Below are 25,437 nucleotides of genomic sequence, written 5' to 3' on the forward strand. Positions count from 1 at the left end.
AATGTCTCAAATTGAAACAGTGCATCAATCTGGAACAACCGGCACTCAGGCTAAAAAACTTCTGCAAAACGGGCTTCGTCTTCCTCGTCGACCCACATGTGAGGTGCCAGGCGCAACATATTGCCCCTGAAGCTGGCAGAGATTTTGTTGTGCTTCAGGAGGGCACCAACCTCAGCGGCTTTATCACCCACTTTGATGCCAAGGATATGCGGCGCGCGTTTTGTGGTGTCCACACATGTGAAGCCAGCATTGCCGACAACATCTGCCAAACGTCCGTTCAGCGCTTCAAGTGTCGCGGCGATATTATGCACTTTCCATTCGGCCAGTTGGCGTAGGCCCTCCGCCCAGATCGGCATCAACACCATTTGCGAACGCTCGCCCATATCAAACCGCCGCGCGCCTGGCTGGAACTCACGCACATAGTTCACGAGGCCCCGGAAATCCTCACTATTCTTGCGCGTGATCCAGTGCTGCTCAAGCCCTGCCCCGTTATGCCAGCGCGGCGCGACATACATGACGGAAAGGCCGTAAGGCGCGAACATCCATTTGTACCCCGCGGCCACCGCGAAGTCAGGATCGATAGCCTTGAGGTCCGTTGGCATCGCACCAAGGGACTGCGAAAGATCAAGCACAAGGGCCGCCCCAATGGCCTTACAACGTGCAGAGATGGTCACAAGGTCAAGCCGGGCACCAGATGACCAGTATACATTTGGCAGGGCAGCAATGGCGATACGGTCACCATGGGCTTCCAGCGCCTCTAGCACCCCGGCCGTCCAGTCATCGTCATCGGGGGTTGGAACGGTAATAATGTCACCGCCCTTTCGCTCCACCAGCGCCTGCCATTCGTAGACATTTGACGGAAACTGCTCTTCAAGCACCAGTACGGCTTGGCCTTTTTCATACGGCAGGTTTTTCGCAGCTGTCGCGGTGCCGTAGCTCGCGGCTGGTACAAATGCGAGGTCATCAGCCGTGACGCCCAGCACTTCAGCCGCAAGCGACCGCGTACGTTCCGTATCCGTGAAAAAGTCCTCCGCGCCCATATCCCAGGGATGGGAGGAAAGCTCAAGGCTTGCATGCCCGGCCTTAACTTGCGCCTTGGTCAGCGGCGTCATGTAGGCAGCGTTCAGATAGCAGGTATCCCGCGGCATATCAAAAAGCGCACGGTGTGGGGAAAGTATGGTCATTTGGCCCTCGCAAAATTGGCGTCCGGGCCTTTTGCACTAGTGGCCGCGGATCAATCTTTCAAACGCGATCAGGAGCACACCAATGACCGATTTGGAGAAACCGGCCGCCTCCAGAAGGCGCGCAACGATCTTTTTGTCACCGAGCGCCAGTTTTGCCTCCACCGCCTCATAGGAACGGTCAAGCCGAACGGCAAGCGCCATGGTAAACAGGCGGACATTGCCATTCTGGAGATAGTTGAGCAACACGTCAGACGACAGGCTGTCGACCGAATGGAGTTGCTGCAGATAATTCTTGATCTCGCTCTGCGGCGCCATTTCAAGTGTGCGCGAGAATACCTGACGGTTCGCCATCGACACCAGATAGGACGCATAATCGGTCGCAAGGCCAAACTTTTCCGAGAGATATTCGCCGTAGCGCTTCGAGACCTTGAAGATAATGCGCTCAACGAGCTCGGCTGGCAGGTCTGCACGCTCTGACATTTTTTCCATCAGGCTGCGCTCTTCCGGGAAGCGTTCCATCACACGATTGTGACTGCGGGAGGACATGGTAGCCCCCTCGTTCGCTACCAGGGTGTTCACCGCACCAAGACTGCCAACATCGCTGATGGCGTAGCTGACCGCTTCAGAAAGCTGGCTACGCTGAGCAATAGCTTCCTGCTGGGCAGAACCACAACTACGTACAATGTCTTCGAGGAAGGCATCATCAATTGCCTGGGACGCCATCAGGAACGGCATGGAGACCTGATCGATATCCTGCACGAGATGCGCAACAAGATCGCTGGGCAGGAAGCTGCACGAACGCAGTTCTTTCGCGAGCGCTTCACGCACGGAAACAGCAGCGTCCTCGACAAGCAACTGGGCAAGCTGCAGCGCATCTTCATGCTCGCCGCCTTCGCTTTCACGCGTGAGAATACGCCCAACCTTCCGGGCGATCTCCACCCGGGCCTCAAGGTCGATATTTCTCAACTCTTGCATATGCGCTACATCGATACTCATTCAGGTCACCCAATACATCTGGCGCCGTGCCTTTTCTTCTGATTGCGGGTGCAGATACGAGTTTTGCATAAAAATTCCTAGCAAAAAGTAACCGGCTTCAAACCTTTTGCAAAACGTACCGCGTTATCTTTGTATATTTTCGCGGATAGCTTGATCATCTCAATTTCCTGCTCTTTCAACTCGCGCACCACGCGGGCCGGAGAGCCGACGATCAAAACACCGGACGGAAACTCTTTACCTTCAGTAATCAGGCTATTTGCGCCAACGATGGAACCGGCACCAATTTTTGCACCATTCAGGATTGTGCTGCCCATGCCAATGAGGCTGCGGTCACCAATCTGACAGCCATGCAACATCACTTTGTGACCAATGGTTACGTCTTCACCGATAGTGATAGCGGCGCCTATGTCTGTATGCAGCACCGAATTGTCCTGAATGTTGCTGCCCTTGCCGATATGAATGGGATCATTGTCACCGCGGATGGTGACACCAAACCAAACACTGGACTGGCTCGCCAGATGGACATTACCGACAACCGCCGCATTATCAGCGATCCAGACACTATCGTCTTCGAGGTTCGGCCTGACGCCATCTAGTTCATAAAGCATAAATCCCCCACTTGCTTATGTGTAAGTCTACACGAATATCAATTCTTGCCAATAATTTAAGAGTAATTCCCGCGCGACAAAAGCCAAGCCATGGTTTATCAAACGCGGACAACATTCTGTGATGACCGGCATGAAGAAAATTGAACATTCCGAGCTAACATGGCGCGACAACGCGCCTGTCTCCGCCAACTTTGGCGACGTGTACTACTCTGCCGAAAATGGTCTCGCGGAAACAAATTATGTGTTCCTGCATGGCGTTGGCGCGCCGGACATCTGGCGAGATCACGACCATTTTGTCATTGCTGAAACAGGCTTTGGCACCGGCCTCAATTTCCTAGCCACATGGAAGGCCTTCCGCGAAAGCGGTGCGCGCGGCCGCCTGACGTTCATCTCGGTTGAAGGCTATCCACTGACAGAACGTGCGCTAGAGGCCGCCCACGAGACTTTCCCCGAGGTTGCGGAGTATGCCGCGGCTTTGCGTGCAGCATGGCCACCCGCGGCCCCCGGTTTCCACAAACGACACTTTGACGGCGGCAAGGTCAACCTGCTGCTGATGTTTGGTGACGCCGCCAAGGGCTATGCGCGGCTTAATGCGGAGGTCGACGCCTGGTTCCTTGATGGTTTTGCACCTGCCAAAAACCCCGAGATGTGGTCTGACGCCTTATTCGACCAAATCGCGCGGCTGTCCAAGCCCGGCGCACGCTTTGCGACCTTCACCGCGGCTGGCTTTGTAAGGCGTGGCCTGATTGCCCGGGGCTTTGATGTGTCAAAGGTGAAAGGCTACGGCACCAAGCGCGAACGGCTGGTGGGCGAAATGAAGGACAAGTCCCTCGTGACCGTGCAGCAAACTGTGTGGCCTGAATGGGCACAGCTCTCACCAGCAGCGGACGGGCCAATGGCAATCATCGGCGGCGGTATTGCGGGCGCCAGCATGGCCTATGCCCTCGAGGCACGTGGCCGCGACGTTACAGTCTACAGGAGCCCCGGACACCCCTGCGCTAGCCAGGTACCGGCCGCGATCCTCGCCCCGCGCTTCCTCCTCGACCATCAGCCTGTAGCGGAGTTTTTCACATCCGCGTATGCCTACAGCACTGCGTTCGCGCCCTACACTCAGGCATGGGCGGAAGCGCACGGCATAACCATGCACCCCAAAAATGCAAAAGATGCGGATCGCCTGAAAGCCATTGCCAAGCATCTGGACTGGTCTGATGACTGGTTGCGCGAGGCGGACGACACACTCGTCCTGCCCCGTGGCGGCAGCATTGACACCACCACCGCACTTGAGAGCTTGTTGGACGGCGTCACACTTGTCGGAGCAAACGTTACTGCGCTCACCAAACATGCCGATGGTTGGAGGGTTCAGGCTGAAGGTGAAAGCCGAGACTTTGCCCATGTCATTGTCGCTGCGGGTATCGAAAGTGACCGGCTGCTGGCACCCTTTGGCTGCCCGCCACTCCGCCCCAACCGTGGGCAAGTAGAAATATGCTCAGCAAGTCTATCGGACGGCTCGCTCGCCTATGGTGGGTACCTGACTGCGGCTATTTCAGGCCAGCAGACCTTGGGCTCAACTTTCGACAGGTTGGATACCTATGGCGCCGACGATTTTCAGCCAAGGCCAGAAGACCGTGAGCGCATCCTTGCCACCTACACATCCGTCATGGGGCAGGAATTCCCGCGCGACCGTATCACAGGCTCATGGGCGGGCCTTCGCGCCACAACGCCTGACCACCTGCCCTACGCTGGACCCGCATTTGATGCCGCACTTGCGCGCACGCAATACGCACCGCTCGGGCGGGATGCAAACATTCGTGAACTTGGGGAACCGCCGCTGTTGGCTGGCCTCAGCATTCTCACGGGGCTTGGCTCCAAGGGATATCAGTATGGTCCGATGATGGCGGATTATCTCGCGGCAAGCCTGTGTGGTGAGCCGCTTCCGTTACCAAATGACCTCGTTGCTGCTGTTCACCCCATGCGTGGACTGATCCGTGCAATTATTCGCGGTCAGTCGCTCTCGTCCAACAGCTGACGCTCAAGCTCCTTCAGCTCCGCAAGCTCGCGCTTCTTGCGTTTGCCGTAAGGCCACAGGCCAATGATGGACACGCCCATGACAATGGCGGCGACCACAACCATCTTGTTGAAATTATCGAGCCGTTCGGGCGTCAGTTCGCGCGTACCGTCATGGATAACCCAGTAAGCCAGCGGGAAAATCGCAACCGCACCGAGCCCGAGCCAATTGTTAAGACTAACGTATTTGATCGCGGCCTCTGCCCGGTTGATTTGTAGCCTCACGAGGGAAAGCGCATTATCATCTGGTGCACCCCACGCGTTGCGGCGCACCCAAAGGCAACCATAACCGCCGCCAAGGCTGAACAGCACGCCAAACACCCCAAACACGAGCTGCGCATTGGATTCCGCGTCATAGATCATATAGGCAAAAACCAAAGCGCCGGCGATGCAGCAAAGCATCTCAAAGGCAGCAATGATACGCATGCGCCACCATACCAACCGTGCATTGCGGGCAAGTTTGCCAAGGTCAACGGCGGGGCTTTCCTGCCACAAGCCTTTAAGGTCATCCCAATCCGGTTGGCCGGGGTTCATATCGTCCTTGCGGTCGCTCATGACACGCCTCCTCGCACGCGGGGCCCCGAAACCATGGCAAGCTTGAGAGCTTCCTTGGCGCGGGCAAAGCGCACTGTCGCATTATTTTCAGTTATTCCAAGGGCTTCGGCGATTTCACGGTGTGAGAAGCCCTCAAGCGCCAATGTTGTCACCTGACGAAGCCCTAGCGGCAGTGTTCGCACCGCATCCAGTAGCATTGCGCGCTGCTGTTCTTTCTCAAGACTTTTTTCGGGGCCATCGGCCGCGCATGCCAGCCGCTCATCAAGTTCTGCCTTCCTTGGCAAGGAGGCCGCCTTCGCCACATGGGTCACTGCCCTGTTCTGAGCCACCCGCGCCACGAAGGCCTTCAGGCTGCCTTCGCCGCGGAACTTGGGCAGCGCCTGCCAGAGCGCAAGGGAGATTTCCTGCAGCACCTCCTGCTGCTGCGCCGGATCCGCCTCATAGGACGCCACGATCCGGCTCAGCATCGGGCCATAGTCCGAAAGTACTGCTTTGAAATCCACCCTTGCCCCCAAGCGTTATCGTCAGGCGTCCGCGAGCATATGTTCGCTCGTCAGCCGTTTGACTGTCAGTGTAAGGCAAAGCGCTGTGCCGACAAGCCCTGCAATAATGGCAGACAGTGTCAGCTCGATATCCACCACGCCTGAGAAGAAGATGCTGCCAAGGCTTTCCATGTCCGAGAAAATCGGCAGATAGTTCACAAATTCCGGCAGTTTGCTGTCGCCATATATCTTGGCGTAGCCCACCACCGCAGGCACCATCATCATCATGGACATGTAGGTCTGGCCTTCCTTGAAGCTTTTGGCGTGGATGCTGACCACAAGCTGCAGGCTGGCGACAAACATGCACAGGGTGATCATCTGGAAGATAGCAAGCATCAACCCGGGCGCCGTGACCTTGAGCGCGAAGGGCAGCATGTCCGCCGGGATCAGGTTCAAGGCAATCAGATTAACCGTCATGGTCGCGAGCGAACCGATCAGGCCAAAACTTGCTACCATTGCCCATTTACCGAGCGTGACAGTGCCACCAGAAATGGGCAGCGCCATCAAGGACGCAAGGCTTTGCCGTTCCCGTTCACCGGCCAAGGCGTCGAGCGCTACACTGAGGCCCACCACAAAGGGTGCCAGCGTGAACAGCAGCATGACCATATTGCCCATCACCTTGTTGAGGAAACTGGCCTTGGAGATATCCGCTGTTTGGACCTGCAGCGGTGACATCAGCCCCGTCGGGATACCGCGGGTAATCAGCCGCACGCCGGCAACCTGCTGGTTATAGGCCATGAGGGCTGCGCCAACCTTGCTACCACGCTCAGACGTGGTTTTTGAAGTCTCGTCCACATAAAGCCAGACACGGGCGGACTGACCGTTCTTCAGCCGCTCAGCATAATCATCGGGCAGCACAATGAGCGCGTCTGCGCCTGCAGGCAACCCTGTTGGCACACCCTCGGCCTCTGCTTCGTTCACCTGAAAGCCTTCGCGCTCAAGGAACGCGACCAAGCCAGGCGCCTCGCTCATGCCGTCAATCGCCACCAGGCTTTTAACATCAGCCGCGCGGTCATCGGCCATCAGGTAAAAGAGGAAAGCAAACAGAAGCGGGAAACCGAAGACATAGGAAACAATGGCAATGAGCGCACGTTTGTCACGCAGCATGTCCTTCATTTCCTTACGGTAGATGGTGAAAATTGCGCGGTTCATGCCACGTTCCTTTCCGTTTTTCCGGTACTGATGGCAGCGTTTGTGAGTGCGACAAACGCTTCTTCAAGGTTTGGTTGTTTGCTGGCTTCCACGAGCGATTTCGGGCTGCCATCAGCACAGACCACACCTTCGGCTACCATCACCACATGGTCCGAAAGCACCTCAACCTCCGCCATGACGTGGGAAGACAGCAGCACACAGTGCCCTTCCGCCTTCAAGCCCAGCAGGATTTCGCGAAGCAGCCTGATGCTCATCACATCAAGCCCGCGTGTTGGTTCATCAAGCACTATATTCTTGGGCCGGTGCACGATGGCACCCGCAAGCGCCACCTTCATGCGCTGGCCCTGGCTGAAGCCTTCCGTCCTACGGTCAAGGATGTCTTCCATGTGCAGAAGACGTGTGACCTCTTCCACCGCTTTGTCGCGCTCTGTGCCTCGAAGGCCCTGCAATTCAGCGAAATATCCGATATGCTCTCGTGTCGTCAGCCGGGTATAGAGGCCAAACTGGTCAGGAAACACACCGAGGCGCGCTTGTGCCGCAAGCGGGTTTTGCGTCACGTCAATGCCGTCAACGGTCACAGTGCCTTTTGTAGGCTTCAAGAGCCCGGCAACCGCACGGAGCGTGGTGGACTTGCCGGAGCCATTGGCGCCCAGAAGCGTCGTGATCATGCCGTCTTCTGCAGTGAAGCTGACAGCGCGCACGGCCTGAACGGTACCAAAATTCTTGGCTATATTGTTAATCTCAATCATCGCCGCCCCCTTATTTCACGTTGCCATTGATACCAACCGCAAGCGGCAGGCGTTTAAGATGGGTGAAACAACTTTCGTCCAGCGCGTTTACATCCAAGGTCTCGACAAACTGTTTCATCACCTCTGGCATACAAGCGATATGGCCGGTGTTGTGGCCAGTGCCCGGCACAATGATGTGACGACCATTCGGAAAGCCCTGCACAAAGTGCTCGCCCATTGATGGCGGTGTAACCGGGTCAAGGTTGCCGGAGAGCACAAGTGCGGGCACATCGCTTGAAATTGGCGTCAGGGCGTCGGCCATCGCCGGCTCAGACGTCCAGCCTTTGCAACCCGCACTCCAGTACTGATAATAGCTATCCCCTGCAAAGCTACCTTCGGCTGCCTTGAGCGCCTGCTCATCACTCAACCGCGGTACTTCGTCGCCGCACAGCAGCGAATAGGTCGCGCCCAGATACATGGTGTCAGACACCGCAGTACCGCTGAACAAAGATGCCACGAGCGGCGCAAGGTCACCGTTCATCGCCTTGTCGACGACGAGCGGTACATAGGTAGTGTTGTCAGCCGTATAAAACGAGCCACGCAGCGCCTCGACGACAAAACCGAACATCATGGTCATCTCAAGCGGTTCACCGCTCAAGGGATCATGCCCTTCGAACTTCAAGCCACCTTCTTTTGCCTTCGCCATCAGGGCATCGACATCTGCCTCGAAGTTCGGGAAACGCTCAGCGCATGCGGGGGACTGCGCGCAGTCCTCAGCGATCATATGTTTGGCGCGTTCAGCGCTTGCAGGTGCGGTTTCAAACAGGGAGACATCAGGCGGCAGAACGCCATCTACAATGATGCTGCGTACGCGTTCAGGATAGCGGCGCAGGTAAAGCGCCACGGTACGCGTACCATATGACCCACCCCAGAGATTGAGCGCAGGATATCCCAGATGCGCCCGCACTTCCTCGGCGTCCCGCACCACATTTTCCATAGTGATGAAGCGCACATCCATAGGCGCATTCTCACGGCATTGGGCAGCAATCGCCGACATTTCTTCAAGCGTTTCCGGCAGTTGATCGCCGTCACAGCGCACGCCGGAGGAGCGGCCGGTACCGCGCTGGTCCAAAAGCACAATGTCGCGTTTGGTACGGATGGGATCAAACGCCAACCGGACCAGCATGCCATAATCACCCGCTGCTTGGCCGGGGCCACCGGCAAAGACAAAAAACGGGTCTTCGGCAGGGTTACTGGAAAGGGCGGGTACAATGGTGGCATGCACGGTAATGGTACCACTTTCCGGATTTGCGTAATCCAGCGGTACATCAAAACTGGTGCACTTCACTTTTTCCTTAAGGCCCGAAAGGTAACAGGGTTCAAACCCTGCCCCCTCTTCAGCCTTGGACGGGGCACTCAGGGCGGCCAGTCCAAGGCCGAGGGCTGCTGTCGCTACTCGGCTTATATTTTTCAAAGGTCTCTCCTCTCGAACTTGCGTTCTCAGAACCTACAGTCCGGGATGCCGGAAAAACCTTACAAAAAATTTTCTCCTTTTCTTCAAACCGCTGAAAACACTGGTTCGCCGCGCCTAGTGCCGCCGCTCGGCCACACGGCCAGAAAGCACATCATCCTTGAGGCGCCCGGCGACTTCATTGAGATGGTCGAACCTGTGCTCAAAAGTGCCCGTGCCTTGGGTGACGGAACGCAACTCAATGATCAGGTCCTGCATCTCGGACGCTGGCATCTGCGCATCGATCACGTCCCAGCCTGGCCAGCCGGTACGGGCGTCGAACCCCATGATCTGCCCTCGCCGCGTTGTGATCATCGCATTGATTTTCGCCATATGGGGGGACGGCGCCATCACACGCACATGCTCAATGGGTTCCAGCAGCACCGGCTCGCAGCCCGGCAGCGCATCCGCCATCGCCATCCGCCCCGCCATCTTGAACGCCATGTCCGAACTATCCACGCTGTGTGCCTGACCATCCTTCAGGGTGACAGATACATCCACGACCGGGAAACCAAGCGGACCCTGTTTCAGATAGTCTTTCACCCCGGCTTCCACGCTGGTGATATATTGTTTGGGTATGGAGCCACCGTGGATTTTCTCTTCAAACTCGAAACCCTGCCCAAGCTCACGCGGTTTCACCTCAATCACCACGTCACCAAACTGGCCGTGCCCGCCGGACTGTTTCTTGTAACGCGAATGCTGTATTCGGGCCTTGCGAATGGTCTCCTTGTAGGGAATACGCGGGAAGGAGAAGCGTACATTGACCCCGTATTTGTCTGTGAGCCTTGAGCGTGCGGTGCGCATGTGGATTTCACCCTGCCCCCACAGCAGCAACTGCCCGGTGTCCTCGCGGTGCTCCACCTCAAATGACGGGTCTTCCTCCAGAAGCTTGGTGAGTGCTTCAGAAAGTTTGGCTTCGTCCTTACGGTCCGGCACCTCAATCGATTGGGCATATACCGCAGGCAAGCGCTCAGGCCGCGGTGCGCCCGTGCCGCCGATGGTGTCACCGGTGCCCGCCCCTTCAAGCCGGGCTATCGCTACCAGATCACCCGCCTGTGCCTTCGTGCATTTTTTGAGCTCAGGACCATTGATGCTGAAAAGACCACTGATGCGCGCGTCGCCCACCGAGGTGCCATCCGACAGGCCGCCCTTGATGACACGCGCGAATGACAGTTTGCCCATATGCGGCACATATTTGGTTTTGAGGATATAGGCGGCTGCGTCACCTGCTTTTGTTGGCATCATGCGTTCTGCAGCCATGCCGAAGTCCGGCATTTCATGGCGAAGCGCCTTCATCAGCCGCCGGATGCCATATGAATTGAGCGCACTTCCCATCAGCACGGGCATGATATTGCCCGCGCGCAGGTCCGTCGCCAGGTCATGGAATATCTCCTCAGAAGACGGGTCGATGTCATCAAGTAGTTCTTCCATCAGGTCGTCGTGGAAATCGGCGAGGCGCTCCATCATCTCGAACCGGTCATCCTTGACCTGCTCGACAAAACTGTCCGCTGTTTTGGTGATCTCGCGGCTGCCATCGGTGCCGTAGCGGTACGCGCGGCGTGACGCGAGGTCGACAAAACCGCTGATCTGCCCCTCGTCCCTGATCGGCACATGCCTGAGCACGCACGGCAGCGCGCTCACCTCATCAAGCGCGGCCGCAAGGTCACGGATATGCACATTGCTGTGGTCAATCTTGTTGATGAACAACAGGTGGGGGATGTCGTCGGCTTCAAGTTCATGCAGGAGCGGGCTTAACGCCTGTATCTTGTCCGGCTCAGGCTCTGCCACCACCACAGCCACATCAACCGCGTGAACGGCGTTGCGCATTTCCTGCAAGAGCTCAATCGAGCCCGGACAATCCACAAAGATATAGCGGTCACCGAGGTATTCAGCCTCCGCCACATTGATATCAACACCCATCGACAGCATCTTTGCTTCAATGCTGTCGTCAGCAAAAACCCGCTCACCATTCGTGCGGCGGCGGGTTGTGTTTGTCATAAAAAGAATATTTTCAAGGAGCGTGGTTTTTCCGCTCGAATAGGGGCCCACGAGCGCTACCACCCGCGGGCTTGTCTGTGTGCCACTGGTCATCTTTACCTCCGTCCCTTGGTTGCATTTCATGGCTGGCGGAACACTGTTCCACCACTCAACCGGGCGCAGGCATGGGTGTGCTTTTTCAAGCGGACAGCTACAAGCGTATCAAACCGACGTGGAATTGCAAAAAGCGGAACAAGATTTTGAAAACAGCCACGTAAGAGTTTGAAATATATAAGAACAGCAAATTCATGATTTCCTGCCCGTGTCTGCATTTCATTAGGAAATGTAATGGCACGAGTCGTAAAATATAGACTGGCGGGCCCCGCCTCGCAGGTTGATATTGCACTGCAACATGGCTATCTAGGAGGCATGTCAAAGATGAGGGAAGATCATGGCTGAACACCGGGCAGAAAATCGCACTGTTGAAATTGTCGAAGTCGGCGCCCGTGATGGTCTGCAAAATGAGAAAGTTCATTTCTCGACTGAACAGAAGCTCACCCTCATCACCCGCGCGATGGACGCGGGCCTCAAGCGCCTTGAAGTCGCAAGTTTTGTACACCCCAAACTCGTACCTCAAATGGCGGACGCCGAAGCGGTGATTGCGGGCCTGCCAGACATCAAGGATGTGGAATATGTCGGCCTCGTGCTCAACAAACGCGGCTACCTGCGCGCGCTCGAGACCCGCGCCGGCAACAAACGCGGCGTTGATGAGGTCGGCTGCGTAGCCACGGCGTCCAACACTTTCGGCGAGAAGAACCAGGGTCAGACGCGGGACGAATCCGTTGAAGTCTCCAAAGAGATCATCAAGCTCGCCAAGCGTGACGGCATCAAGGCACAGGTCACCATCTCAACAGCATTCGGCTGCCCTTTTGAAGGTGAAGTGAGCGAGGATGTTGTCATCGACATGGCCAAATCCCTCGCTGAAGCCGAACCGCGGGAGATTGCCATCGCTGATACTATCGGCGTCGCAGCACCCTACAGGGTTACGCGGCTGATGACACAGCTTAAGGAAGCGTTGCCCCATATCACCTGGCGTGCGCACTTCCATAACACGCGCAACACCGGCATCGCCAACGCGTGGGCGGCTTATGAAGCGGGTGTTGATGTGCTCGATAGTTCCATCGCCGGCCTTGGTGGCTGCCCGTTCGCGCCGCGTGCAACTGGTAACATCGGCACCGAAGACCTGATATACATGCTTGACCGTTCTGACGTAGCGACAGGTGTGGATCTCGAGAAGGCCATAGCCCTTTCGCACTGGATTGAAGACATTCTCGGTCGCCCTGCCCCAGCAATGGTAGCAGCAGCTGGCGGCTTCCCTACCGGCCAATAAAAGCGGGCCGCCCACGCGGGCGACCCAGTCTTTCTTCCTCGCATCGTCTTTACTGATAGACGTTACTTGGCTTCGGCCACCAATTTGTCGGCATAGGCCTCCAGGCTTGCCAGCGCCTGCACCGACAGGTCATTGCGGTCAATACCTGCAGCATGCTCATAGTCGGCCTTTGCCGCCGCGTAGTCGCCGCGCGCCTTGTGCACGTTGCCACGGTTCACATACGCGCGCCAGAAGGAACGATCCTCGTTGATCGCGCGGTCACAAGCTTCCTCTGCCGCATCAAGTTCGCCGCGGGCGTATTCAATCGCGCAGATATTGCTCAGGACTGGAACAAGGCGCTCAGCACCGATATCACCACGGGCCGCGCGGCGCAGGTGCTTGAGTGCCCCATCAAGGTCGCCGGAGCGCAGGGCGGACATACCGCGCTCAATATTCACATCCTGCCCGACATAGATTGTCTTGACCGACTGCGCGGACGCACCACCACCAAAACTCATTACTGCTACTGTTGCGGCCAGTACCGCATTCTTTGAAAAACCAAACATCTTTTGTCTCCTCGCATTGGGGCTTCAGGCCCGATGGGTCCGCAGCATATCGCTGCCAACGAGGCTAATATGGTAATACGAACATGGATGGTAATTGACAATTTCTGCAGCGTTGATATTCATATTTGAATTGCCATATAGGTGACGTGACAGGGCAGCCACATCGCACAGGGAAGGATGATGCAATGCTCGATTGGGAAGACCTTAAATATTTTCTGGCCATGGCAGAACATGGCTCGCTTTCGGCGGCTGCGCGTAAACTGAATGTCAGCCAGCCCACCCTCTCCCGCCGCCTAACGGCGCTTGAGGAGAACATTGGGGCGGAGCTGTTCGCGCGCACACGTGCGGGGCTTGAAATGACCTTGCTTGGTGAGCAGATGCGCCACCACGCGCGCCACATGCAAGATGATGTGCACGCGATCGAACGACTGGTGACTGGTCACGACAGCAGCCTCTCGGGCTCGGTGATGATTTCCTGTATTGAAGCGATTGGCGCCATCTGGCTCGTGGAGCAACTCGGCCCCTTTATCGAACAGTACCCCGGCATCACCGTGGACGTAAAAGTGGACAACGCGGTCTCAGACCTGTTGCGGCGTGAGGCTGATATCGCGCTCCGCATGTTTCGGCCAGTGCAGAATGACCTTGTGGCACGACGCACCGTCACCATGAACTATGGCTATTATGCCAGTCGGTCGTACCTTGAGGCGCGCGGCGTGCCTGACGCGCTGAAAGACCTGAAGGAACACAATTTCATCCTGCCACATGATGAAATCCTCACGCATACCAAAACCGACCCACGCAAGGTCTACTCCCTTGCCCGCTCGGCCACTTTCCGTTCCAACAGCATGATGGCACTTGCAACAGCGGTTGAAAGCGGGTTCGGCATCGGCGCCTATAGCTGCGTTATGGCGAAGGACAAACCTGACCTCGTGCGCCTGTTTGACGACCTTGTGGTCTTCAGCACTGACATCTGGCTTGTCAGTCACGCGGAACTGCGGCGCAGTGCGCGTATCCGCGCGATGTATGATTTCCTTGGTGATATGCTGATGGAACAGTCGGAAGCTTTTGCGGGCCGCTTCCATGCGGCGGCTGCCGAATAATAGGAATTTGCGTGTTGCGCGGCTCAGGCCGCGCTGCCGCCAACCCAGTTGATGGGCTTTGCCTGCATGCGGGCCCGGTATGATGCCCAGGACGGGTCTGACAAGCCCACCCGGTAGGGAAGCCGCTCAGCGGGGATCAGCGCCCATGCCAGATCCCCCACCGTACGGCACGGGAACACCAGGTCATCGAGGCGGTCATGCCATGGTTCCGCGTCGCCAAAATCATCAAAGAAGTCCCACGCAATCAGATTGCCACGGCGCAGGCCCTCCGCCTCGTCACATGGCCCGAGCATGTCTTCCACGACATCGGCCATCTCAGCTTGCTCACGCACGCTGCCAATCAAGCAAAACTGCTCCCGACCCTCGATATCGCGCAGCAGGAAACCGCGGGAATTCGGCAGATAATAATATTCGCTATAAGGGAACATGGCATGGATGCTGTGCATCAGCTCCACGGTGTCAAAACGGTCAAGGCTATGATTGCCAGACGCCCGCAACGCTTTGGTGAGCGGCTCGAGCTTGTCGGCCATATAATCGCGGTGCAATTCGGCCATCATCGATTTGATTTTCTTGAGCGCATCCGGGTCGTTTTTGGAGACGAAGCGGTCGATCAGCCCTTCATTGAAGGCGCGAATGGTTGCCTCGTCACTCATCTGCCCGGTCAGCAAAATGGTTTTCACGCCCATGTCCGCGATGCTGGCGCAGAATTCGAGCCCGCTGGTAGCAGGCATCACCTGATCGACAATGACAACCGAGATCATCTCAAAGCGGCTGCTCGAAGTTGCAAGCCGGCGCAGGCGGGAGGATTTCAGCAGCAGCAGGTGGTCGCCTACCTCAGCACCCGCCCCTTCCGCATGTGCGCTGTAGCGTTCGAACACGTCAAAGGTATCTTCCGCGATTGCCTGGGCACGTGCGAGGCATTTGAGCGCGCAGCCTGGGGAAGAATATCCAAGCACCGCAGCATCGCGGCCGAGAACGGCCTTCAGCGAGGCCAGAAAATCTTCATCATCATCAAGAAGTAGCGCGGTACACGGATGGTAAACCGGAATTTCTGGGTGATACGACCCCACCATTATCCCTCTCCAGCAGGTAACAGAACGCGGAACTCGGTAAACTTGCCTGCCTCAGAATAGCATTCCACAGCCCCGCCAAAACTGTCGACCACCCGCCGGCAAAAGGCAAGCCCCAAACCAGCGCCGCCGCTGGTTTCCGAGTAGAAACGTTCAAATATCTTGGACCGCGCGTCGGCGCGCAGGCCCTTGCCCGTATCGCGCACGCACATGGCGTTCCGCCCCTGCTCTTGCGTCAGGTATATCTCCACATCACCCTTCTCAGCCGCGGCGACGGCTGAAAACGCATTCTTCAGCAGGTTCATCAGCACATGCGCCATCAGGAGGTCATCACCCCAGAAGGTGAAGTCCTCATCTGCACGCACCTTGATAAGACCGCGCTCGCTTTCGCTCATCGGGTAGCGCGACATGACGTCTACGAGCACCCTGCGCATGGAGTGGTGCGAAAAACCACTCCTGTCGAAGTTCTCCTCACGCACATTGAGCAGCAGGCAATCAACGATATGAGAGGCCTTCTGCACGTGCCTGCTCAGTCGTCGTGAACTTAAATTGCAGTGCGCCAGTGTTTCGGCGATCTCGTCGGAATTTTTTGCGTCACTCAGGCCAGAGAAATTCTCCAGTTCCAACCGGATGCCGAGAAGCGGTGTGCGCAACTCATGTGCGATTGAGCCCGCAAGCGCCACCGCTTTGCGCTGGTTCGCTTGAATGGTCCACTCTTCCGCGAACTTGAGCACAAGCCCGCCGCCAAGGGCAAAAAGCACCACCGGCAGCGATTCTGCGAGTGCGTAATAGTCCGGCACCGTGTCTCCGACACCGAAAAACACGAGCACCGCGACCGCGCTGCCCATCAGGAACATGCAAAAGAAATTCGCGATTTCAACCGCGACCGCGAGATAGAGCATGCCGCAGATAAGCGAACCCAACCAAACTGCAGAACCGTCGTTCGCGAGAAACATGAAACCAAAGAAAAATGGCAGGCAAATCACCAGCGCAGCATAGGTCAGCGTCTGAAAAAATGCAGAAAGATCGCTACAGAACCGATCCGCCACCAGCCAGATAACCAACACACCAACACAGAGCGCCCTGAGCGCGGCGTTCTCATACGTTTGTGGGTAAATATCATGCCAGATCAGATAGTAGGCAGGAAAGCCGAGGATACCGAGGAGCGCCCCCGCCCGCACCTTGGCGCGCGTTAAGTCAAAGTTGTTCCTGAATTTCCCCAGCACACCAGCCATGCGCATTACCATATAATTCGTTTATAAATTGTACTTTTTGCTACTCTTATTCGTAGCCGACGCTGTGGCGCGGCCAAAACACCACCGAATAGCAGCAAAGGATCTTCCCATGGCCAACTCTACCATAGTTAGCATAAAAAACACCAGTGAATGCATGAATGCAATCGATCCGCCCTTTATTACCTCCATAACGGACGAGGAGTTGACTGACCCTTATGAGAAACACTGGGGACGCGCGACGCTCACAAACTCGCCGGCACCAATGAACGCCGTGCACATGCGTTCAAACGACTATCTTTCAATTGCAACTGATGAGCGCATCGCCCGCGCTAAAGCTGAGGTGCTGCTGGCAGCAGGCCACGGTGATGCAATCTCACGCGTTTTCTCGCACGCGCGCGAAGATCTGCACCGGGGCTTTGAACGGCGCATAGCAGCAGTCACGGGCGCCGAAGACGCCGTGTTAATGATGTCCGGCTACAATGCCAACACAAGCGTGGTCCAGGCGTTCGCGAAACCAGACACTCCTGTATATATCGATATCATGGCGCATGCGTCGCTCTGGGAAGGTATTCTCTGCGCCCGTGCGCGAGCACGCCCTTTCCGGCACAATAATGTCGAGGACCTGAAGCGCAAGATTGATCGCTATGGTCCCGGCCTTGTGATTGTGGATAGCCTCTATAGCACCAACGGCAATCTGTGCCCGCTTGGCGATTTTGTGGACGCGGCGGAGACCGGAGGTTGTGCCATCATTGTGGATGAAACGCACTCCTTTGGATGCCACGGCAAGCATGGCGGCGGCATTGCCGTTGACCTTGATCTCGCCGACCGTATTCATTTCCGCACCATCGGGCTATCGAAGGCCATGGCGGCGCGGGGCGGCGTGGTTGTGGGGTCAGCGCGCAATATGGAATATCTGCGCTATGAAGCCCGCCCGATGATCTTCAGCACATCGGTGCTCGGGTATGAAGTGGCAGGCTTTAATGCGGCGCTTGATATTATCGCGGCGGAGCCATGGCGGGCGGAACAGCTGCATGCCAATCACCGCTTCCTGCGTACCGGCCTTTTGGCGCTTGGGTATGATGTATGCGAGAGCGACAGCCAGATTATCTCCATCGTCACCGGGACACTGGAAAACACAGTCACCTTCCGGCGCTTTCTTGACGAACACGGATTGCTGGGTTCAGTCTTCTGCCCGCCGGCGACACCTGAGAACCGCATGCTGCTGCGCTTCACACTAAACGCGAGCCTCGACACAGGTGCACTGCATCATGCGCTTGATGTCTGCGCCGCTGCAAAACAGAAGATCGATATGAGAGGATGGCCTACCCTTCTGGCATAGGAACAGTGCTATTCCGGGAAACGGTGGAGGACACGCACTTCGTTGCCGCAGCCACGATAGTGCAACTCATCAAAGCAGTTTTTGGCCATGAAGATGCCGCGTCCGTGCTTCTTCTCATGGCCCTCGTCGTCTGAAAGGAATTCCTGATAAAGGAACCCCTTACCCGGGTCCCTGACCACAATCTCGAGTGTGCTGTCTGTGCGTTCAAATTCGACGACAACTTCATTCTTCGCATATTCTTTGAGTTTGCGGCGGCGATGGATTTCATCGTTCAGACCACCCGTTTCAAGTAGCTGGCCTTTTTCTTTGTGCCCGATACCAAGGCAACCGTGCTCAATCGCGTTGACAAACAGCTCCATCAGTCCGATGGCAATCCCGACAGGTTCATGGCTGATGGCAGCAAGGCGTGTGGCGACTTTTTTAGCTTCCCGGCGCGTCTTGAACACGTATTTGCCGCTGCTCGTATCATCGCCAAGGGCCGCATAGTCCGGCGCACGGTGGATTGCTACTGCGGTCAGATCATCAGGCAATGCGCCAGGCACCCGTATGTAGAACTGCTCCAGCAGGCGTTCCACGAGTGTCACACGTGCACCTTCAAGCTCGCAATCGGACACAAATTTCACGAAGCCATCTTCACTCAGGAAATCACCGTCGGGCCCTGTTGCTTCCGTCAGCACATCGGAATAGCAGAACAGGCTTTCGCCTTCGTCAAGCCGGTCTGTACGGTTCTCATATTTGGGTGCCCTGATAATGCCCACAGGCAGCCCTGAACTGTCGAGGAGGCGCACACCACCGTTCGCGTCAAGCACCATGGGGCGCGGCGCACCCGCACCCGCATAGGTCATATCGCCAGTGCTGAAGTCGATAACACCATAAAACATGGTCGCAAACTGACCGAGTGGGAATGCAGGCTGCAGCGCTGAATTCAGCATGGTCAGAAACTCGGCCGGATCCTCCCGGTAAGCCTCAAACCGTGCCATGGTGGCGTGAACCCGGAAGGTATTGAGCGCCGCACTCACCCCATGACCGGAGATATCGAGCACATAGACACCCATTTTCTGGTCGCCAATCGGCCAACAGCCCCACAGGTCACCGCCAAGCTCAAAGGATGCCTTATAGAAGGCCTCAATCGTGCTGCCGCTCTGGCGCTCCAGCTCGTCCACATAATCCTGCGCCGGTAGCAGTGAATGCTGCATTTCCCGCGCCATGGTAAGCTCTGCCTGAATGCGGCTGTGGAAGTTGCTGAGGCTGTTGATCAGGAACTTGTTCTCAAGGTGCATGCGGGCACGCGCGAGCAATTCTGGCTGGTTGATGGGTTTCGATACAAAATCGGTCGCGCCGGCTGCAAAAACCTCGACACGCTCCTCCGCTGTCTCTGACGCGGACTGTACCAGGATAGGAAGAGCCAAGGTTTCGGGCTTCGAGCGCAGGGCACGGCAGACGTCATAGCCGGAGACCTTGGGCATATTCAGGTCAAGCACCAGAAGGTCCGGCATGTCTGCCGCGACCCTGTCCAGTGCTTCCTGCCCGTCTTCCGCAAAGGAGATATTGGTGAAACCACCCCGTTTTAGGCAGGTTCCGATCATGGCGCGCATGAGCGGCATATCATCGACGACGAGAATTTTGGCTGCACTGACTTCATCGGCTACTGCCGCCGCACGACCGGGCTCCTTGGTCCCTGCCTTCTCGATATCTGTCATAAAATTCCTGCCTGTACGGGTTTGGTCTCCGCGTGCTTAACCTTCGAGAAGGTCAGAGAGTTTGGTAAGCTTGAGCATCGCAGCCACGTGACCGCTTGCACCCTTCACACTGAGGCGCCAGCCGCCAGTTTCCGCTTGGTCGCGGGCGATCAGGAACATGCCAAGGCCAGCAGAATCAACCATGCTGACGTTGGAGAGATCAAAAACACACGCCTTCGGGTTTTTGGCCGACAGATCTTTCAGCAGTTGGCGGAAAGCTACGTTTTCAGAAAAAGTAATATCGCCGCTGAACACAACTTTCGCGGTGTTATCGTCGCGGGATTCGATGCGATATTCCATGTATATACCCCTTACCAGGTTCGGAACGGACGTTAGAGCTTGCCCGGTTTGGTACGGGCTTCGCGGGAAAACAGCTATAGGGTACAAAGGTTAACGATTTATCCTCTGCACCCTTGTTGTTGACGCTACAGCGAACCGGTTAAGCGACATTTAACAACGCCCGTATAACGGTATTAAATTATCGCTTTATAACGGTATTAAATTACCGCTTTTTGATGTCCTGCAAAATAATTGCTGCAGCGTTGTGACCCGGCCCCCCTGTCACACCACCACCCGGGTGCGCGCCTGAACCGCAAAGATAAAGCCCCTTGAGCGGCATACGGTGATCAGCGTGCCCAAGCACTGGCCGCGCACTGAAAAGCTGGTTTGGTGTCAATTGCCCATGGAAAATATCCCCGTCCACAAGGCCGAACTTACGTTCGAGGTCCAAGGGGCTATGGATTTGCCGCGCAATGATGCTGTCCTTGAAGTTGGGCGCATATTTATTGACCGTATCGATAATACAGTCCGCAGCCTCCTCGCGCACATCGTCCCAGCTTTTGCCATCCGGCAGGTGCGGCGCAAAATGCTGGCAGAACAAGCTTGCAACATGCTGCCCTTCAGGTGCGAGGCTATCGTCAAGGGTACTGGGGATCAGCATCTCCACAATCGGGTTCTTTGACCAGCCGTCGCGCTTGGCGTCTAGGTAGGCTGTCTCGAGGTATTCGATGGATGGGCCGATGACGATACCCGATGAATGGTGTGGTGCCACGCCATCAGACGGCAGGCAGGTGAACTGCGGCAGTTCCTTGAGCGCCACATTCATGCGGAAGGTGCCCGAGCCGCTCGTAAGTCCTTTGATGCGTTTGGAGAAATCCTCAGGCACCAGGCTTTCATCCACCAGCTTGGAGAACAGCAGCTTGGGCGCCACGCCGGCCGCCACGGCACGCGCGTCAATGACGGTGCCGTCGGCGAGGCGGACACCGCACGCGCCCTTGGGCCCCGTCAGCACTTCCGCAACTTCGCAGTCTGTCCGTACTTCGGCGCCAGCTTCGCTCGCAGCCTTGAGCATTGCCTGCGTAATCGCCCCCATGCCGCCAATGGCGTGTCCCCATGCGCCTTTTTTGCCGTTCACCTCGCCAAAACAGTGGTGCAACAGCACATAAGCAGTACCCAGCGCGCGCGGGCTGGTGAACGCCCCAACGATACCGTCAAACGCGTAGGCGGCCTTGATCACGTCACTCTCAAAATAGCGGTCCAGCATGTCGGCGCAGGACTGGGTCGCCATATCAAGGAAAAGCCGCTGCGCCTCAATGGGTTGTTTGAGTGTGCGGAGCCCGAGGGACGCAGCTTGCATCAGGTCTCGCATACCACCGGCTGCGTTCGGCGGGGATTTCAGCAGCAGCGCGCGCAATTCATCAGCTACGGCTTCAATATCGTCCTCATAGCGCTCAAGCGCTTGGGCGTCCTTCTCGGAAAACTTGGCAAACTCCCGCCGTTTTGCCGCACCGTCGGACGGGAACATTAGGTAATTCTTGTCATCTAATGGGAAGAAGTTCGACGCCGCGCGCTCAACCACCTTCAGTCCGTGCCGCGCAAGCTCCATATCCTTGATGATTTTTGGGTTGAGGAGACTGACGGTGTAGGATGCACTCGAGTTACGGAAACCCGGATGGAATTCCTCCGTCACGGCAGCGCCGCCGACCACAGAGCGCTTCTCAAGCACCAGTGGCTTCAACCCCGCTTTGGCGAGATAAAACGCACAGGTCAGGCCATTATGCCCACCGCCCACAATCACTACATCATACATATATTCCCTCCCCAAAGGCCTGTGATCACAAACCTCGTAATTTGCACATGTGCCGCACAAATCCCGCGCACATCATGCACACTCCCGACACACATATTGCACAGCCGCTTGCGACTTTCATGTGCTTTTCAGCCATGGTGCCGTATCCGGGCTTCACAAGCCAGCAACAATTGGATACAAGCGGGCATGCAGGATTGCAGCACCCTATGGCCCACCAGACAGGAAGTCATTGAATGAAAACCGTTTTTGTCATGATCAAATGTGAACTGGGGCGTACCTACGATGTCGCGGCCCACCTTGCTGACACGGTGCCCGAAGTCCGTAGCGTCTATTCCACCTCAGGCAACTATGACCTGCTGGCGCAATTCCAGCTGTCGTCGGAGCAGGAAATCGGCCGCTTCATTACGAAAACGGTACAAACGGCCCCGGGTGTGAAAGATACCTACACCATCATCGGGCTCAATGCCTTCACCGAAGAGAAGCTGGACGTCGGCCCTGACGACATTTAAGCGATCCTGACTGATGAACGCAAAAAGGGCGCACCGTGATGCGCCCTTTTGTTTTGTGCGGGTCATTTCGCCAGCGAATAGACTTTTTCACCGTCAATATAAGTCGCCGTCACCGAAATTTCGCTGATGTCAGCGGGCTCAACCTTGTAGGGGTCGGCGTCAAGGATGATGAAATCAGCCTGCTTGCCCACTTCGAGTGAACCACGCATGTCCTCCTGCCCCATCAGGTAAGCACCCTCGATGGTGAGCGCACGGACCATGTCATCCACGCTCAGCGCCTCTTCCGGCAGCCAGGTTTCCCCACCATCCGCATGTGGGTCACGGCGCAGCACAGCGACTTCCATGGAATCAAACGGGTCACTTGTCGAAACCGGCCAATCGCTACCCCAAACAATACGCGCGCCAGCGTCCTTGAAGCTTTTCGCCGGATAGAGCCAGCGCTGCACGTCTTTCTCAAGGAAAGGCTCCGTAAGATCGGTGATATAGGCATCGCGGAAATGCCACAGGGTCTGCATATTGGCGGTCACACCCAGCTCCGGGAAGCGCTTGATATCTTCCGGCTGTACGATCTCGAGATGGGCGATGTGGTGGCGGTTGCCCGTGTCGCCATTGGCCGTTTTTGCAGCTTCAGCGGCGTCAAGCGCCACACGCACCGCCCTGTCGCCAATCGCATGCATATGAACCTGGAAGCCCTCAGCATCCAGCTTTGTCGCGTAGGCTGCCAGCGCTTCAGGCGTCAGGTTTGTTTCACCGCGATGCGCGTCGCCAAGTGGTGCGCCAACATAGGGCTTGAGCATCGCGGCGGTGTGGTTCTCCGCCACGCCGTCCACAAATACCTTCACGGCTTCTGCGTTCACGCGGCCCTTGCTACGCGCGCGGTAAGCCTCACGGCGCTTCGCGACCTTGGCGACCGTCTTATCCACATTCTCAAGCGTTACCTTGGACGTCACCATCTCATCGGCAGCCAGCAGTGACACACGCACCCGCTGAGGCAGGTCAGCGCGTTCAGACGCTTTGAGATACGCTTCCTCCAGCATGTCATCCATGATCGCGGCATCAATACTTGCCGTGATGCCGTGGGACAGCTGGTAATTGATACCCGCATCAAGGTATGCCAGCACGTCATCAAGGCCTGAAACCGGCAGGAAAGGCACAAGCAGGCCCATTGCAGACTCACGCAGGGTGCCCGAAGGTTTGCCGTCTTCGCCGTGCTCGATACGGCCGTTTTCAGGGTCTGCGGTATTTTCGTCAATGCCAGCAAGTTCAAGCATCGCGCTGTTAGCCCAGCCGTTATGGCCGTCTGCGGCCGAAAGGAACACCGGCCGGTCAGGCACGATGTCGTCCAGAAGCTCCTTCGACGGATTGGCTTCTGCGAACAGGCTAAGTTCCCAGCCAGAGCCAACGATTACTGGAAGCTCCGGATGGGCGTCAGCATATGATTTGACGGCGGCAAGCACTTCCTCTGCCGTTCCAATGCCGCCAAGGCCAAGACCTAGCAGCGTACCGCCACCATCAGGCAAGTGTGCATGGCTGTCGGTAAAGCCCGGGAAGACAGTGCGACCATCAAGCTCCACGACCTGCGTCGTATCACCAATATAGGCTTTGGCCCCGGCATCATCGCCGACATAAACGATTTTGCCGCCCGCAACCGCCACAGCAGAAACAACGCTGGATGCAGAATCGACGGTATAAATCTGCCCGCCGGACAGCACGAGGTCAGCTGTTGGCGTGCTTGGCTTCTCTGCACAGGCAGAAAGCAGGCAGGCCACAGCGGTTGTTGCCAGAAAAACCGGTTTCATTTGAAGCTCCCCAAGAATGTGATCACATTTGAACCCATGCTGCCAGAACTCGCCCTCCGGTTCAAGCGGGCATTCTTAAATTGTGTTGGCAACCAAACCCAAGCCGTCAGGCTGGCGTTTCCGCGCGGCGCATCAGCGTGAAGATAGCTGTAATCCAGATAACGAGCGCGGCCATGATGGCGATACTGACCACAAAGGGAAGTTCGTGGAACACACCGTAGAGCAGCCCTGTCAGGATGGGACCGATAGAACGCCCCAAGGCCTGCATGCTCTGGAACACCCCCATCACGAGGCCGCGTTCCGTGCTTTCGCTACCCTTCGATGCGATCGAAAGCACCGATGTATTGAAAATGGCGGTTCCTACGCTCACGAACGTCAGACCGAAAAACACCCCGGCCGAAATAGGCGAGTAGGCGATGGCGCCAAGGCCGATGGCCATGAAGACAATACCTGTTTTCGCCAGCACCATTTCGCCGAAACGGGTGGTAAGCCGCCCAACAAGACCGCCCTGCACCACAATGAGTATGAGACCAAAATAGGCAAACATGATGCCGAGGTCGCGCGGCCCCCAGCCGTGTTTGTCATTCATCAGGTACGACATGATGGATTCCATCATCGCAAGGCCGAAGGTGAAAAAACACATGACAAAACTAAGCTGCAGAAGAAGCGGCTGCCGGGCGACCTGGAACATGGCCTGAATACGGCCGACACCCTTGGTCGCGGGCACGCTGTCACGCCCCATGCTCTCCTTGAACAAAACAAAAACCGCCAATGCGCCAATGAGACATGCAACCATCGAAAGCTGTGCTGGTGCAGCTATGGTGGCCACGTCAGCGCTACGGCCACCTAGCACTGCGCCAATTGCAGGCCCAACCGTGAACGCGAGGCCAATACCTGCGCCAATGATGCCCATGCCTTTGGCCCTGCCCTCCTGACCGGTTAGATCCGTCACAGCGGCATAAAGTACAGCGGAGTTGCCGGCACAAAGCCCGGTAAACACCAGCCCCAGATGTAGCTTGAGCACACTGTCTGCGCCTAATGCGATGAATGCATAAGCAAGCGACGCCAGCACAAGGCTACCGACCAGGACGGGCTTGCGGCCCACCCGGTCCGACAGTCGACCCCATATTGGGCCGGAAAGAAACTGCGCGAAGCCGTAACTTGCCAGAATGGGTGTCGCCATTGCTTCACTGGCACCCATGTTCTGAAGCACGAACATGATGGACGGCAACAGCAGGGCAAAACTGCCCATCACCACAAAAATCACCAAAAAAAGAACCGGCATAAATGCTCCGCTAAACCAGAT

22 protein-coding genes are annotated in these 25,437 nt (G+C 56.7%); 5 read left to right on the forward strand and 17 right to left on the reverse strand.

What is annotated here, in order from left to right:
- Positions 1 to 50: 50 nt before the first annotated feature.
- From B150_RS0107500 to B150_RS0107510, 3 genes are all read right to left on the reverse strand, one after another.
- Entirely contained in the window at positions 51 to 1,184 is a 1,134-nt protein-coding gene (locus B150_RS0107500) for an aminotransferase class V-fold PLP-dependent enzyme (RefSeq protein ID WP_020399287.1), read from the reverse strand.
- 36 nt (positions 1,185 to 1,220) lie between these two features.
- Positions 1,221 to 2,180, reverse strand: a complete 960-nt coding sequence (locus B150_RS0107505) for a DUF2336 domain-containing protein (RefSeq protein ID WP_020399288.1) — start codon at positions 2,178 to 2,180, stop codon at positions 1,221 to 1,223.
- 77 nt (positions 2,181 to 2,257) lie between these two features.
- Positions 2,258 to 2,788, reverse strand: a complete 531-nt coding sequence (locus B150_RS0107510; RefSeq protein WP_020399289.1) for a gamma carbonic anhydrase family protein — start codon at positions 2,786 to 2,788, stop codon at positions 2,258 to 2,260.
- 130 nt (positions 2,789 to 2,918) lie between these two features.
- Between B150_RS0107510 and mnmC2 the strand changes: the two genes are divergently transcribed.
- Positions 2,919 to 4,814 (forward strand): tRNA (5-methylaminomethyl-2-thiouridine)(34)-methyltransferase MnmC2, encoded by a 1,896-nt coding sequence (mnmC2, locus tag B150_RS0107515; RefSeq protein ID WP_162139672.1) that lies wholly within the window; start codon positions 2,919 to 2,921, stop codon positions 4,812 to 4,814.
- Here the strand turns inward: mnmC2 and B150_RS0107520 are convergent.
- The 6 genes from B150_RS0107520 to B150_RS0107545 all read right to left on the reverse strand — a co-directional run bounded on the left by B150_RS0107520 (position 4,790) and on the right by B150_RS0107545 (position 11,430).
- Positions 4,790 to 5,407 carry a hypothetical protein gene (locus B150_RS0107520; protein ID WP_020399291.1) on the reverse strand — a complete coding sequence of 206 codons (618 nt, stop codon included), beginning with the start codon at positions 5,405 to 5,407 and terminating at the stop codon, positions 4,790 to 4,792. The genes mnmC2 and B150_RS0107520 overlap by 25 nt on opposite strands.
- Positions 5,404 to 5,910: an RNA polymerase sigma factor gene (locus B150_RS0107525; RefSeq protein WP_020399292.1), complete on the reverse strand. Its 507-nt coding sequence runs from the start codon at positions 5,908 to 5,910 to the stop codon at positions 5,404 to 5,406. Before B150_RS0107525 ends, B150_RS0107520 begins: the two co-directional genes overlap by 4 nt.
- A 21-nt stretch (positions 5,911 to 5,931) precedes the next feature.
- Complete coding sequence (locus B150_RS0107530) at positions 5,932 to 7,101, reverse strand: ABC transporter permease (protein ID WP_020399293.1); 1,170 nt, start codon at positions 7,099 to 7,101, stop codon at positions 5,932 to 5,934.
- Positions 7,098 to 7,850 (reverse strand): ABC transporter ATP-binding protein, encoded by a 753-nt coding sequence (locus B150_RS0107535; RefSeq protein WP_020399294.1) that lies wholly within the window; start codon positions 7,848 to 7,850, stop codon positions 7,098 to 7,100. Before B150_RS0107535 ends, B150_RS0107530 begins: the two co-directional genes overlap by 4 nt.
- 10 nt (positions 7,851 to 7,860) lie before the next feature.
- Complete coding sequence (locus B150_RS0107540) at positions 7,861 to 9,303, reverse strand: alpha/beta fold hydrolase (RefSeq protein WP_020399295.1); 1,443 nt, start codon at positions 9,301 to 9,303, stop codon at positions 7,861 to 7,863.
- 114 nt (positions 9,304 to 9,417) lie between these two features.
- Positions 9,418 to 11,430: an elongation factor G gene (locus B150_RS0107545; protein ID WP_020399296.1), complete on the reverse strand. Its 2,013-nt coding sequence runs from the start codon at positions 11,428 to 11,430 to the stop codon at positions 9,418 to 9,420.
- 337 nt (positions 11,431 to 11,767) lie between these two features.
- On the opposite strand from B150_RS0107545, the gene B150_RS0107555 reads away from it, so the two are divergent.
- Positions 11,768 to 12,706, forward strand: a complete 939-nt coding sequence (locus B150_RS0107555; protein WP_020399298.1) for a hydroxymethylglutaryl-CoA lyase — start codon at positions 11,768 to 11,770, stop codon at positions 12,704 to 12,706.
- Between the two features lie 62 nt (positions 12,707 to 12,768).
- Here the strand turns inward: B150_RS0107555 and B150_RS0107560 are convergent, their stop codons facing one another.
- Positions 12,769 to 13,251, reverse strand: a complete 483-nt coding sequence (locus tag B150_RS0107560) for a tetratricopeptide repeat protein (protein WP_020399299.1) — start codon at positions 13,249 to 13,251, stop codon at positions 12,769 to 12,771.
- A gap of 185 nt (positions 13,252 to 13,436) precedes the next feature.
- Here B150_RS0107560 and B150_RS0107565 point away from each other — a divergent pair, with 185 nt between their 5' ends.
- On the forward strand, positions 13,437 to 14,351 hold the full coding sequence (locus tag B150_RS0107565; protein ID WP_020399300.1) for a LysR family transcriptional regulator: 915 nt from the start codon (positions 13,437 to 13,439) through the stop codon (positions 14,349 to 14,351).
- Positions 14,352 to 14,374: 23 nt separating this feature from the next.
- Here the strand turns inward: B150_RS0107565 and B150_RS0107570 are convergent, their stop codons facing one another.
- Positions 14,375 to 15,424, reverse strand: coding sequence for a response regulator (locus B150_RS0107570; RefSeq protein ID WP_020399301.1), 1,050 nt, complete (start codon positions 15,422 to 15,424; stop codon positions 14,375 to 14,377).
- Entirely contained in the window at positions 15,424 to 16,656 is a 1,233-nt protein-coding gene (locus B150_RS0107575; RefSeq protein WP_162139673.1) for a sensor histidine kinase, read from the reverse strand. The genes B150_RS0107570 and B150_RS0107575 overlap by 1 nt, the downstream gene beginning before the upstream one ends.
- A 154-nt stretch (positions 16,657 to 16,810) precedes the next feature.
- Here B150_RS0107575 and B150_RS20130 point away from each other — a divergent pair, with 154 nt between their 5' ends.
- Complete coding sequence (locus tag B150_RS20130) at positions 16,811 to 17,995, forward strand: aminotransferase class I/II-fold pyridoxal phosphate-dependent enzyme (protein ID WP_162139674.1); 1,185 nt, start codon at positions 16,811 to 16,813, stop codon at positions 17,993 to 17,995.
- An 8-nt stretch (positions 17,996 to 18,003) separates the two neighbouring features.
- On the opposite strand, the gene B150_RS20135 is transcribed toward B150_RS20130, so the two are convergent.
- The 3 genes from B150_RS20135 to B150_RS0107595 form a co-directional block, all read right to left on the reverse strand.
- Positions 18,004 to 19,695, reverse strand: coding sequence for an ATP-binding SpoIIE family protein phosphatase (locus B150_RS20135; protein ID WP_020399304.1), 1,692 nt, complete (start codon positions 19,693 to 19,695; stop codon positions 18,004 to 18,006).
- Between the two features lie 36 nt (positions 19,696 to 19,731).
- Positions 19,732 to 20,034 (reverse strand): STAS domain-containing protein, encoded by a 303-nt coding sequence (locus tag B150_RS0107590; RefSeq protein ID WP_020399305.1) that lies wholly within the window; start codon positions 20,032 to 20,034, stop codon positions 19,732 to 19,734.
- A 202-nt stretch (positions 20,035 to 20,236) separates the two neighbouring features.
- Positions 20,237 to 21,823, reverse strand: a complete 1,587-nt coding sequence (locus B150_RS0107595) for a phytoene desaturase family protein (protein ID WP_020399306.1) — start codon at positions 21,821 to 21,823, stop codon at positions 20,237 to 20,239.
- 233 nt (positions 21,824 to 22,056) lie between these two features.
- Between B150_RS0107595 and B150_RS0107600 the strand changes: the two genes are divergently transcribed.
- Positions 22,057 to 22,332: an Lrp/AsnC family transcriptional regulator gene (locus tag B150_RS0107600; protein WP_020399307.1), complete on the forward strand. Its 276-nt coding sequence runs from the start codon at positions 22,057 to 22,059 to the stop codon at positions 22,330 to 22,332.
- Between the two features lie 62 nt (positions 22,333 to 22,394).
- On the opposite strand, the gene B150_RS0107605 is transcribed toward B150_RS0107600, so the two are convergent.
- Entirely contained in the window at positions 22,395 to 24,131 is a 1,737-nt protein-coding gene (locus B150_RS0107605) for an amidohydrolase (RefSeq protein WP_020399308.1), read from the reverse strand.
- 106 nt (positions 24,132 to 24,237) lie between these two features.
- A complete protein-coding gene (locus B150_RS0107610; RefSeq protein WP_020399309.1) occupies positions 24,238 to 25,416 on the reverse strand; it encodes an MFS transporter in 1,179 nt (392 codons plus the stop codon).
- Positions 25,417 to 25,437 lie beyond the last annotated feature (21 nt).

It is taken from the genome of Kordiimonas gwangyangensis DSM 19435 = JCM 12864 (genome assembly GCF_000375545.1).
Taxonomy (GTDB): Bacteria; Pseudomonadota; Alphaproteobacteria; order Sphingomonadales; family Kordiimonadaceae; genus Kordiimonas; species Kordiimonas gwangyangensis.

Bases quoted from the DNA above. Each gene is read 5' to 3' on its own strand.
- mnmC2 (WP_162139672.1), top strand. From the start codon at position 2,919: ATGAAGAAAATTGAACATTCCGAGCTAACATGGCGCGACAACGCGCCT.
- B150_RS0107505 (WP_020399288.1), bottom strand. From the start codon at position 2,180: ATGAGTATCGATGTAGCGCATATGCAAGAGTTGAGAAATATCGACCTT.
- B150_RS0107545 (WP_020399296.1), bottom strand. From the start codon at position 11,430: ATGACCAGTGGCACACAGACAAGCCCGCGGGTGGTAGCGCTCGTGGGC.
- B150_RS0107510 (WP_020399289.1), bottom strand. From the start codon at position 2,788: ATGCTTTATGAACTAGATGGCGTCAGGCCGAACCTCGAAGACGATAGT.
- B150_RS0107575 (WP_162139673.1), bottom strand. From the start codon at position 16,656: ATGGCTGGTGTGCTGGGGAAATTCAGGAACAACTTTGACTTAACGCGC.
- B150_RS0107500 (WP_020399287.1), bottom strand. From the start codon at position 1,184: ATGACCATACTTTCCCCACACCGTGCGCTTTTTGATATGCCGCGGGAT.
- B150_RS0107595 (WP_020399306.1), bottom strand. From the start codon at position 21,823: ATGTATGATGTAGTGATTGTGGGCGGTGGGCATAATGGCCTGACCTGT.
- B150_RS0107565 (WP_020399300.1), top strand. From the start codon at position 13,437: ATGCTCGATTGGGAAGACCTTAAATATTTTCTGGCCATGGCAGAACAT.
- B150_RS0107530 (WP_020399293.1), bottom strand. From the start codon at position 7,101: ATGAACCGCGCAATTTTCACCATCTACCGTAAGGAAATGAAGGACATG.
- B150_RS0107535 (WP_020399294.1), bottom strand. From the start codon at position 7,850: ATGATTGAGATTAACAATATAGCCAAGAATTTTGGTACCGTTCAGGCC.
- B150_RS20130 (WP_162139674.1), top strand. From the start codon at position 16,811: ATGAATGCAATCGATCCGCCCTTTATTACCTCCATAACGGACGAGGAG.
- B150_RS0107555 (WP_020399298.1), top strand. From the start codon at position 11,768: ATGGCTGAACACCGGGCAGAAAATCGCACTGTTGAAATTGTCGAAGTC.
- B150_RS0107560 (WP_020399299.1), bottom strand. From the start codon at position 13,251: ATGTTTGGTTTTTCAAAGAATGCGGTACTGGCCGCAACAGTAGCAGTA.
- B150_RS0107610 (WP_020399309.1), bottom strand. From the start codon at position 25,416: ATGCCGGTTCTTTTTTTGGTGATTTTTGTGGTGATGGGCAGTTTTGCC.
- B150_RS0107520 (WP_020399291.1), bottom strand. From the start codon at position 5,407: ATGAGCGACCGCAAGGACGATATGAACCCCGGCCAACCGGATTGGGAT.
- B150_RS0107590 (WP_020399305.1), bottom strand. From the start codon at position 20,034: ATGGAATATCGCATCGAATCCCGCGACGATAACACCGCGAAAGTTGTG.
- B150_RS0107605 (WP_020399308.1), bottom strand. From the start codon at position 24,131: ATGAAACCGGTTTTTCTGGCAACAACCGCTGTGGCCTGCCTGCTTTCT.
- B150_RS20135 (WP_020399304.1), bottom strand. From the start codon at position 19,695: ATGACAGATATCGAGAAGGCAGGGACCAAGGAGCCCGGTCGTGCGGCG.
- B150_RS0107600 (WP_020399307.1), top strand. From the start codon at position 22,057: ATGAAAACCGTTTTTGTCATGATCAAATGTGAACTGGGGCGTACCTAC.
- B150_RS0107570 (WP_020399301.1), bottom strand. From the start codon at position 15,424: ATGGTGGGGTCGTATCACCCAGAAATTCCGGTTTACCATCCGTGTACC.